At 37.2% G+C, this 10,634-nt stretch carries 7 protein-coding genes and 1 pseudogene; 3 read left to right on the forward strand and 5 right to left on the reverse strand.

Translation table 11 applies throughout. The features are described from left to right. Positions 1-84 precede the first annotated feature (84 nt). Positions 85-486: a hypothetical protein gene (locus FBQ94_RS14940; RefSeq protein ID WP_007222821.1), complete on the reverse strand. Its 402-nt coding sequence runs from the start codon at positions 484-486 to the stop codon at positions 85-87. 271 nt (positions 487-757) lie between these two features. Between FBQ94_RS14940 and folD the strand changes: the two are divergent. Continuing rightward, positions 758-1,631, forward strand: a pseudogene (folD, locus tag FBQ94_RS14945) (bifunctional methylenetetrahydrofolate dehydrogenase/methenyltetrahydrofolate cyclohydrolase FolD). A 138-nt stretch (positions 1,632-1,769) separates the two neighbouring features. Here folD and FBQ94_RS14950 read toward each other — a convergent pair. Beyond that, positions 1,770-3,686, reverse strand: a complete 1,917-nt coding sequence (locus tag FBQ94_RS14950) for an aconitate hydratase (protein WP_007222823.1) — start codon at positions 3,684-3,686, stop codon at positions 1,770-1,772. Positions 3,687-3,893: 207 nt separating this feature from the next. Continuing rightward, the gene (locus tag FBQ94_RS14955) at positions 3,894-5,108 is read right to left on the reverse strand and encodes a multiheme c-type cytochrome (RefSeq protein WP_007222824.1); all 1,215 of its coding nucleotides are present in this window, start codon (positions 5,106-5,108) and stop codon (positions 3,894-3,896) included. Positions 5,109-5,645: 537 nt separating this feature from the next. On the opposite strand from FBQ94_RS14955, the gene FBQ94_RS14960 reads away from it, so the two are divergent. Then, positions 5,646-6,200, forward strand: a complete 555-nt coding sequence (locus tag FBQ94_RS14960; protein ID WP_007222825.1) for a hypothetical protein — start codon at positions 5,646-5,648, stop codon at positions 6,198-6,200. A gap of 111 nt (positions 6,201-6,311) precedes the next feature. After that, on the forward strand, positions 6,312-7,874 hold the full coding sequence (locus FBQ94_RS14965; protein ID WP_007222826.1) for an SUMF1/EgtB/PvdO family nonheme iron enzyme: 1,563 nt from the start codon (positions 6,312-6,314) through the stop codon (positions 7,872-7,874). A 91-nt stretch (positions 7,875-7,965) separates the two neighbouring features. Here the strand turns inward: FBQ94_RS14965 and FBQ94_RS14970 are convergent, their stop codons facing one another. Continuing rightward, positions 7,966-9,111, reverse strand: a complete 1,146-nt coding sequence (locus FBQ94_RS14970; protein ID WP_007222827.1) for a tetratricopeptide repeat protein — start codon at positions 9,109-9,111, stop codon at positions 7,966-7,968. Further along, the gene (locus FBQ94_RS14975; protein WP_007222828.1) at positions 9,112-10,329 is read right to left on the reverse strand and encodes a tetratricopeptide repeat protein; all 1,218 of its coding nucleotides are present in this window, start codon (positions 10,327-10,329) and stop codon (positions 9,112-9,114) included. It lies immediately after the preceding gene. Between the last annotated feature and the right edge of the window lie 305 nt (positions 10,330-10,634).

Below are 10,634 nucleotides of genomic sequence, written 5' to 3' on the forward strand. Positions count from 1 at the left end.
ACTCCTATTTACAAAGACTTAATTGATCCCTCAAAATAGCTCTCAAAAATATTAAGGAGTTCTTTCTGATTCATACTTCTCTGCTTATCTGTAAGATGGGAGCATACCTGCTTTTTTATATTTCTTATTTTTAATAAATTTATTACCTATTGCCTGAAACCATATTCGATGATACTTTCTGTCAAAAACCAGGTATGCAGGCTCACCACAATGACCCTCGCACGATGACCATGTTGATATCCCAATGGAAGAAACAGATATCACAAGACGAGCTATAAAGGGTTCTAAATCATATACCCGTATTTTAGGGAGATACTCACATTCCCTAAACTGATCAAATTTACCATACCGGTCTCGTTCCAAATTTAAACGAAAAAGGTCAACGGGTATCTCATGCGTAAATATTTCAGTTAAATACTGGTTATTATGTATATCAAATAGTTTTGTATTGTATAGTAAAATCTTTATTTTCCAATCTATTTTCAATTATAGATTTTACTCACCCTCTATACAGAGAATACTATATTCGGTTGAGGTTATGTAGTACTATGTACATAAACCCGTTTAGCCTCTTACTAAAATAGAGTTTGGAAAGACCTTGGGTTTAGAAAAAAGTTGTATTTTTATGGATGTTATACTATTATTTTGGAATTTCCAGAATAGGATAATTTCACTAGTATCTTTTTCATTATTTTTTCAGTAAAGATGCAACAAAGGTATGTTTAATGCGTATTTTTGAAAGGAGAGTTTCAGGTTTATGACTGCAAAACTAATCAAAGGAACTGAAATTGGAGAGCAAATTTTAAAGGAAATTACTGCTGAAGTAGCAGAAATAAAAGGGAAGTAGTAATCCCGCTTCCATATCGTACGTCACTTTAAAAATTAAAACTGCTCACAGATTAGGTTTTAAAGAGATCCAGGATAATCAACCAGTCGATATTTCAGAAAAGAACCTTCTTGCTCTGATTGATACCTATAACAAAGATAATTCAATCCATGGTATTCTTGTCCAGCTTCCCCTGCCAAAGCATATTGATGAGAAAAAGGTTTTAAATGCCATTGATCCCGATAAGGATGTCGATGGTTTCCATCCGGTAAACGTTGGACGTCTTATGATAGGAGGTGAAGAGGTAAAGTTTCCACCCTGTACGCCAGCCGGTATTCAGGAATTGATTGTACGTTCCGGCATTGAAACGAGTGGCGCAGAAGCCGTTGTAGTAGGGCGTTCAAACATTGTGGGAAAACCAATTGCTAATATGTTATTTCAAAAAGGAAGAGGGGCGGATGCAACAGTAACCGTAGTTCATACCCGCACAAAAAATATGGCTGAACATTGTAAACGCGCAGATATCTTAGTTGTTGCTGCGGGTGTTCCAGGTTTGGTAAAACCAGAGTGGATCAAACCGGGCGCATGCGTAATTGATGTAGGTGTTAACAGGATAGGAGAAAAACCAAGCAAAGATGATCCAAAAAAAATGGTTCCTATTTTAAAAGGTGATGTTGATTTTGAAGCGGCCAAGGAAATTGCAGGCTCCATTACCCCTGTCCCTGGAGGCGTTGGTCCTATGACCATTACCATGCTTATGAAAAATACCTTAAAATCTCTTAAATTTAAATTAGGAATTCAATAACAGAAGAAAGGTTGAGATTATGAAGTTACCGGTTACTCTAATTCTCAACCTTTTTTTCTTCCTTTTGCTTTTTCGTTCACACAAAAATAAATTCTGATAGTTAATGCCTGCGGTTATTTTATATTAAGTGCTGCTGCTTTAAGCCTGATAGTTTAATAAGCCGCCAGCACAGAGGATGTCGATTTCACGGGGGGTGAATGTATGCATTACTTTTATCTCCTTGTTTTTTGTTACATTCCTTACCATAAGCTTGCCTTTAGATTTTAATTCATTCTTTATATCAGGCAGCTCGAGAGCATCTCCCTGATCAAAGAGATCATAGTCATTTTCATTCTCAAAGGTTAATGGCAAGATGCCAAAATTTACAAGGTTTGCACGATGAATACGGGCAAAGGATTTGGCAATAACAGCCTTTACCCCCAAATACATGGGTGCCAGTGCAGCATGTTCTCTGCTTGATCCCTGTCCGTAATTTGCTCCACCGATTAGGAATCCACCTCCCTTCTCCTTAGTGCGCTTCACAAACTCCTTATCTACCTTTTCAAATACAAACTCAGAAATAGCAGGAATATTTGATCTGAGCGGCAAAACCTTTGCTCCTGCAGGCATGATATGGTCAGTAGTAATATTATTCCCTACCTTTAAAAGCACATCACCTTTTAATGTATCCGGTAGAGGCTCTTTTTTTGGCAAAGGTTTTATGTTTTGCCCTCTGATAATCGTTACCTCTTCTGTTTTTTCAGAAGGAGGGATAATCATACTATCATCGATAATAAAGCATTTTGGATATGTAATAGCAATAGGGGCGCCAAATTCTCTGGGATCACTAATAACACCGTTGATTGCTGTTGCTATAGCTGTTTCTGGACTAACCAGATACACTTGCGCATCTGATGTTCCACTTCTTCCTTCAAAGTTTCTGTTGAATGATCTTACCGAAACACCTCCGGAAGCAGGAGCTTGTCCCATTCCAATGCAAGGACCACAAGCTGCCTCAATAACACGTGCACCTGCCGCAATCATATCCGTCAAAGCACCATTTTTAGCTATCATTTCCAGTACCTGCCGGGAGCCTGGAGAAATAGTAAGACTTACATCCGGATGTACCTTTCTACCCTTTAACATCGCAGCCGATACCATAAGATCATGGTATGATGAGTTTGTACAACTCCCAATACAAACCTGCTGAACTTTTATACCTTTAATCTCACTCACCTTGCAAACATTATCAGGACTGTGAGGTCTGGCTATTAACGGTTCTAAAACAGAGAGATCAATCTCTATAACCTCATCGTACTTCGCACTAGCATCTGCTTTTAAAGGTTTCCATACATTTTCTCTTCCCTGCATCTTAAGATATCTCTTTGTTTGTGTATCACTGGGGAAAATAGATGTAAGCGCCCCCAATTCTGCACCCATATTCGTAATCGTAGCGCGTTCTGTTACCGTAAGCGTCTTTGAGCCTTCACCCCCATATTCAAATACTTTACCTACACCACCCTTAACTGTTAATCTCCTCAACAATTCCAATATTACATCTTTTGCTGTCACCCAGGGTTGTAGTGCTCCTGTGAGTTTTACCAATACTACCTTTGGCATTGTAATATAAAATGGTCCGCCAGCCATAGCAATAGCCACATCAAGCCCGCCAACCCCGATTGCCAACATACCTAATCCACCGCAGGTAGGTGTATGGCTATCAGACCCCAGTAAGGTTTCCCCTGGTACACCAAACCGCTCTAGATGTACCTGATGGCAAATACCATTTCCTGGTTTTGAAAAATAAATACCATACTTTTTGGCAATACTCTGAAGAAACAGGTGATCATCAAAGTTCTCAAAGCCTGTTTGAAGCATATTATGATCAACGTAACTTACTGAAAGTTTTGTCTTTACCCTGGGTATACTCATAGCCTCAAACTGTAAATAAGCCATAGTACCCGTAGCATCTTGTGTAAGGGTTTGATCAATTGAAATAGCAATCTCCTCATCGGCCTTTAGCTTGCCGGATACAAGATGTGAGCTTAAAATTTTTTGTACTACATTTTTTCCCATCTTAATCTTTCCTTTGAGAATAAAAACAGATAAAGGTTTACATGGAAGCCTATGATCTTCCTTTTACTTCGGAATAAAATTCCTAGAAATATTCAAAACAACTCTTTTAATTAGAACAATGTGAAGATAAAAAAAAATCCCACCGTATGGAACGGTGGGATATGTTAAATCAATTTCACATGTATTTCAAACTTAATTTTGGTATTATTAATGCCCTGCGGGAGCCTTTACGAATCCATAACCACCAAAGAGCAGCACATTAATATCCTGTGGTATAGCTATTTTACTGAAATTATGTGATTTGTTAGGACCGTGGCAAGATTGACAGGTAACTAAATCTTTCGTAATCAAACCCTGGCTACGCATCTTTTGAACCTTGCCAAAGATTGAGCCTTCAGCGGTGTTTAACTGAGCATGTTCTGGACCTCCAACATGGCATTTTTCACAGGCATCATACGCTTTTGCTTTTGCAACCGAAAATTCATGGCTGGGATGGCAGGCATCGCAGCTGCCTCCAATCCTGTCAAATTCATAGGTTAAACTTAACTTATGGCAATCTTTACATCCTTCAATATTCAGCAATCTAGTGCTTATCACATCAAATGCGCTAGGAGTTGCTACAGGATGCCCTTTATGATGCGCACTCTCACGAAATTCCAAATATTGATTCTGATGGCATTCACCGCAAGTGCTTGCAGCGACATGTCCTTGTTTCTTTGCAATAAAGCGGTGATCGTTTCCATGACAACTAATACACGTTACACCCTTTATGGCATGTGCGCCTCTTGTCCATTCCTTCACCACATCAGGAGTTGCCATCTTATGACAAGCAAGACAATCCGTCTCCTCATAGGTACCAAAAGGCTTAATCTTTCTTGCTGCATAAGCCTTAAATAAATCACCAGGCATATGAGGATGAACTATCCCCAAATGGCAATCAGTACACAACAATTTTTCAGGAGTTGTGCCCTCTACGGCATGTTTGTTACTTTTTGCTACAAATTCAATGTGAGACTTATCCTTCGTAAAACCTTCTGAATGGCAGCGGACGCAATTACCATTGAGAATCTGAAGACTATCTTCAGCTATCTCAATGAAAGCGCCATCTGTAAAGGCTTGTAATGCATGCATTTTAGAATCATGCGTTCCATCACTGAGTTTCGCATGGGCATAACCCTTGAGGCCTGAACCTACGTGACATGCATGGCAATTCTCAACATGTTCATTATGATGTTTTGATGCCTTAAATGAATCATAGTGAATCTTCATTTCATGGCAGCTAGCACAAAACTCGCTTTGTTCTGAGTAATGGTAAACCTTCCTTATTGTAACAAAAAAAACAATCAATACAATTATGGTGAAGAAGCCTACCAGCTTTTTTCTTCTCTGTATAAATCCCAACAACTGCTTCAACCGCGCCATAAAATCCTCCTACTATTCTTTATTTATAATAAAGGCCTTTGCCGTTTGTTACAAATCAGTTACCTAATTCAAATAGAATAAAAAACAATGCAAAATAACTCACAAATTATTCTTAAATACATGAATAAGATTGAAAAATAGAAAAGTTCGCAGATATTACCATAAATCTCATAGATGTTCAAGTCATTTTTTTATGAGCTTGTTGTGTATGTATATAATACACACGTGGAATACCACCATAATAGTTAGCTTTTTTCTTTACAAGCTATTAAGGTTACATATATAGAAATACTTCTCACCTCCTTATGAAAACTGAACGTAAAAATAAACTATTTCAACAAATTCTCAAGATCTTTCATATTTTAAACTACGGAAAGACGCGTAGCTCTATCATAAGTATCTCATAAAATAACCAAAAGTGGTCTTGGAAGCAAATACTTCTATGAATAATTGACAAATATACTATTTTCATGTAAAATTTTTTTCACTAAATTCATTTAGAATTTTTCATTTAAAATCTATGGAAGGGATTTAACAATGTATACTTATCATACCAAGTATTTTACTCTGGGTGCTATATTTTTCATCGGTATATCTTTGGTTTTTGGTGTACTCTCTTTGAGAGAAAAACCAGCTCAGGCACAACATATCGATATTTTTGGTAAACTCGGTAAAGAGTCACCTAACAGTTACCACCAATCTTTCGCTCCTTACGAAGGAACTGTACCCATACCCTGGATAGATGAAAAGCCAACCCCTATCACTATTAAAGTAACAGAAACAATCACGTATGAAATCCCTGTGGATGAAAAAAAATTTAATGAAAAAAAATTGACAATAGAGGATCTTGAATTAAAAGAAGTAACAAACAATTCTGAGATCAATTTTCATCAGGTAGATTGCCACTTTTTCAAGGTAATAAAGCAAACTCAAACTCGTACCGTTGAAAATCTTTCCTATAAAAGAGAAAGAGAAGGAACTCAATATTGGTTATCAGATGGTAAAAAATATATTGAATGGGGAAAATGGTCTACCTGGAGTCCTGAAAAAGAGGAGCAAGGTATCATTGATGTAGTGGAAAAAAAGCCTTAAACATCTCATACTAACAACTGCTATATAAGGAGATACATACTATGTATCTCTTTTTTTCTTTATAGAGATTTATTTAATTTGTATTACGTAACATAAAGGAGGTTTTTTCTTTTGAAGCTTGCATATCTCATAATTCTGCTCATCTTTTCTCTCATATATCCATCGAATATCCTGTTAGCAAAAGATACAAAAAAAGAAGCAAAAAATTTACATCAGGAGAAAAATGCTTTGCCAAAGACAGGAAAAAATATCGCCAAAAATAAACTTTGTCCAGAATGCAACAGAATATATCCGGGCGATGTTGATTTCTGCAGTATTGATGGTAAACAACTCGTTGAATTTGTTGAAGAAGACCTCATATGCCCCACTTGTAAGGAGAAGGCAAACCCTGGTGAAAAATTCTGCAAACGGGATGGAACACCACTCACTCATCAATCTTCTGGAGAAAAAAGGCCAGAATTTAAAATACCCTCAAATGCTACCCCAGAAGAATTAGCTAAAGAAACACAACTGCACCTTACCGAAGGTAATAAACTTCGTGAAGCGGGAGACTTTGAAAAAGCCTTAGAGGAATATAAAAAGGTTGAGATGTTAAATTCAGAGATGCCTTCTCTCCATTTTCACATGGGAGGTATTTACTGGAAACTCGGGAAAGCGAAAGAAGCATTAAGCCATCTTGATAAATGTAGAAAATTATTAGAAGCACAACCGCCTGAAATAAAATCAGATGAGAATTATCAAAAGACATTGCAAGATGTAAATGTTTACATCAGTAAATTAGAAAAGGGATTGAATCAATCTGAAAAAGAACAGCGAAAGGAATTAACGCTATCAGAAAGAGCTGAAAAGATGAAAAAATCCTTAGCTGAGCATAGGGAAAAGTGGAATAAAATGGCGCTTGTACCTGCCGGCAAATTTATTATGGGTTCCGGAGATGATGAATTTATTCCCGAAGAAAGTCCCCGGCATGAAGTATACCAGGACGCTTTTTATATTGATAGATACGAGGTCACTAACGCTCAATATTGGGAGTTTCTCCAATATATTAAAAACACAGGAGACCATAGTAAATGCTATCCGGGCGAGCCAAAAGGAAAAGACCATACGCCTGGAACACCTCACACTGGTTGGGACTATCCTTACTATGATTATCCGGATTACCCTGTAAACCGGATAGATTGGTACGATGCTTATGCATATGCAGCATGGGCTGGTAAACGATTACCCACTGAGGCCGAATGGGAAAAAGCAGCCAGAGGCATGGACGGAAGAAGATTTCCATGGGGAAATGTTTGGGATGCTAAATTATGTAATGCCGGTGCAGGGGCCTCTTTATCGGTTGGCAGTTTTGAATCTGGAAAAAGTATTTATGGGTGCTTTGACATGTCAGGTAGCCTCTCAGAATGGTGTAATGATTGGTATCACCCTGAATATTATCATAACTCACCAAGTGTAAATCCGAAAGGACCAGAAACAAGCACAGGCGTTCGTATAATAAAAGGTGGCTCCTTATTTGCTCCGTATGTATATAAGATGAGATGTGCAGTAAGGATGTTTGGAAAGCCAGAAGAAAGAAACAAGAGTATCGGCTTTCGGTGTGTTAAGGATTATAAACCAGGCACAGATCAGAACACAAAAGAAACAAGCAAACAAGAAGTTATAAAGGTGCAATAATCGTCTCGCCTTACCATGAGAGAGTTATTTATAACACATTCATGATGAAATAATAAATAGCTCTCTTCTCTACTTCTATGCAATATCCTGCTTATTCAGGAGGGCTTGAGCCCTCATAAAAACTGGAGATAGGATCTTCTTTGTATATCCTTGCAAAAGCAGATTTGGCATGTTGATAGGAATTATAATCATTTTGCGCATTCTTATGGTCACCTTTCAGCTCATAGGCCTTACCACGGCTAAGATAGGCGTTGGCATAATCATGATCTAAGGTAATTACTGTTGTAAGTTCTGCAATAGCTCGATCTGCCATTTTTTTCTTCAAATAAATCAATCCTAAATTATAATGCGGTGCAATTAATTTAGGATTGATTTTTACCGCTTGTTCATATTCTAACACTGCTGTATCTAATTTCCCTAAATTATTATAAATATTCCCGAGATAATAATGAATTTTAGCAGTGTTTGAGCCTAATGTTAATGCTTTTTTCAAAGCTTTAAGAGCATCATCATACGCCCCTTTAACAAAATAAACGATCCCTAAATTAACATGTGCATCAACATAATTTGGATTTATCTTAATAACTCTTTCATATTCTGAAATAGCATCTTTCAGATGCCCTGTTTTATAATAAGCAACTCCCAAATTGAAATGTGATGTATCATAGTTTGGCACTATTTCTATTGCTTTTTTATACATCTCAATTGCTTTATCTTGTGAGTCAAAATCCTGGTACAGGACTCCTAGATTAAAATATGCCTCTGCTTTATGAGAATCGAGTCCAATCGCCGTTTCGTATTCTCTTTTTGCATCTTCCAGATTATTCTGCTTGTAGTAGGATAATCCTAACCGGAAGTGAGCATCAGCATTGTTAGGATTCTTCCGTACTTCCTTCAGACACATCTCTATATCACTTTCAGGAGGGACAATCTGCATACTGGCTTCAGATAACCGCTGGTATGCTTCAAGGTAATCAGGTTTAAGCTCAGTAACTATGGTAAATGCTTCTACAGCCTTCTCAAAATTACCCTTTTTATAATAAGCTTTTCCAAGTTTAAAATACACCTCAGGCTGTTTTTTGTCTTTCAAAAGATACTTCTCATATTCGCAAATAGCATCGTCCCATCGGCCTTCATCAAAATAGGTATCACCAGCAAGTGGGAACTCTTTTGCATATCCAATTTGATAGAAAAATACTGCCAGTATCGTTCCTATGGTAGATATTTGTTTTAACATTTAATTTGTTTTTAATTCAAGTTCCTGATCTTTTGCTTGATCTTTTAATGCAGGAACTGAATGTAAAAACATTTCCTTGATTTCATCCGGATTGTAAACAACTGCCGGGTCTTTGCCCGTTCTCCACTTCGTAATCATAGCATAGGTAAGATAATCACTATAGGCCTTACTGTGGTCACCTTTCATAGAATATAATTGACCCCTGGTATAATAGGCATCTTCGTATAAGGGATCAATCTTCTTAGCAACTTTATCATACCATTCCATAGCCTTATCAAGCCGGTCAGTCCTATGATAGATTACACCAATGTTGTATGCAGCGCTTGCATGCTTCGGATTCTTTTCCAATATCTTCATATTTTCTGCTAATGCATCATCGTATCTTTCTTGTAAAGCGAAAACAATAGCTCTTTGATAACGAGCTTCCAAATTGTCCGGATCTATCTCCATAGCCTTGTTATATTGGGCAATCGCTTCATCAAACTTCTTCTCCCTCAGTTTTATTAAACCAAAAATAACGTAGGAATTCGAATACTTGGGATTAACTTCAAGGGTCTTATTCAGCTCTTTTATACACTCATCAATTTTTCCTCGCTTATGCAAAGCTACAGCAAGGTTATAATGAGCATTATCATGCGTAGGATTAATCTCGATAGCCTGTTTAAAAATAGTTTCTGCATCTTCATATAACCCCATATCCAAATATCCTACACCAAGATTATACAGAATAAACGAGTTGTTTGGGTCGAGTTCTAATGCTTGCTTATATTGTTCTATCGCATCTATATCCTTTTCCAATTTATGATAAAAAACACCTAGATCAACATAACCCATTGCATTATCCGGATCATTTTGTATGGCTTTAAAGCGTTTTTGAAATTCATCATCAGGCGCGCCAATTTTCATAAAAGTTTCTGCTAATTTCTTATGTGCATCAATATAATTCGACTTTACATCGATGGCTTTCCTGAAATCTGCTGCTGCGTCTTCAAGTCTCTCCAACTCGAAATAAACTTTACCTCTTCCGTAATAGGCTTCAGCAAGGTTCGGATCGGCCTCTATAACTTTTGTATATTCAACTAATGCCTCATCTAGCTTTTTTTCCTTAACAAAACCTTCAGCAACATCAATATGTTTTTTCGCTTTATCACAGGAAACAAACATACAAAAAGCAACCATTGACACAAATACTAATGAAAAGTACTTATACATACCCATAAACATCTCCACTTAATATTAAGACACATCCTGACTAGAAAACTTCGGCCTAATAAGTATATTTAAAAATTCTGCAATTTCAATATATAAAAAAAAGAAGCTGTGCAAACTTCGCACAGCTTCTTTTCATTTATTACATACTCATACAGCATCAAGAGAATAAATGAACAATCTTTTTCTCTCGTTACCTCTTAGTGATGAGCACTGCCATGTGATTCATGTCTCATGCCAAGCTCTTCAAGTTTCCTGTTGATATACTCAACCTCTTCTGCAGGTGCATGATGGGTATCTAACCAACCTGGATC

Source organism: Candidatus Jettenia sp. AMX1, assembly GCF_030263775.1.
GTDB classification, from domain to species: Bacteria; Planctomycetota; Brocadiia; order Brocadiales; family Brocadiaceae; genus Jettenia; species Jettenia caeni.

Coding starts and splice junctions, on each gene's coding strand:
- FBQ94_RS14970 (WP_007222827.1), bottom strand. CDS start 9,111: ATGTTAAAACAAATATCTACCATAGGAACGATACTGGCAGTATTTTTC.
- FBQ94_RS14955 (WP_007222824.1), bottom strand. CDS start 5,108: ATGGCGCGGTTGAAGCAGTTGTTGGGATTTATACAGAGAAGAAAAAAG.
- FBQ94_RS14975 (WP_007222828.1), bottom strand. CDS start 10,329: ATGGGTATGTATAAGTACTTTTCATTAGTATTTGTGTCAATGGTTGCT.
- FBQ94_RS14960 (WP_007222825.1), top strand. CDS start 5,646: ATGTATACTTATCATACCAAGTATTTTACTCTGGGTGCTATATTTTTC.
- FBQ94_RS14950 (WP_007222823.1), bottom strand. CDS start 3,686: ATGGGAAAAAATGTAGTACAAAAAATTTTAAGCTCACATCTTGTATCC.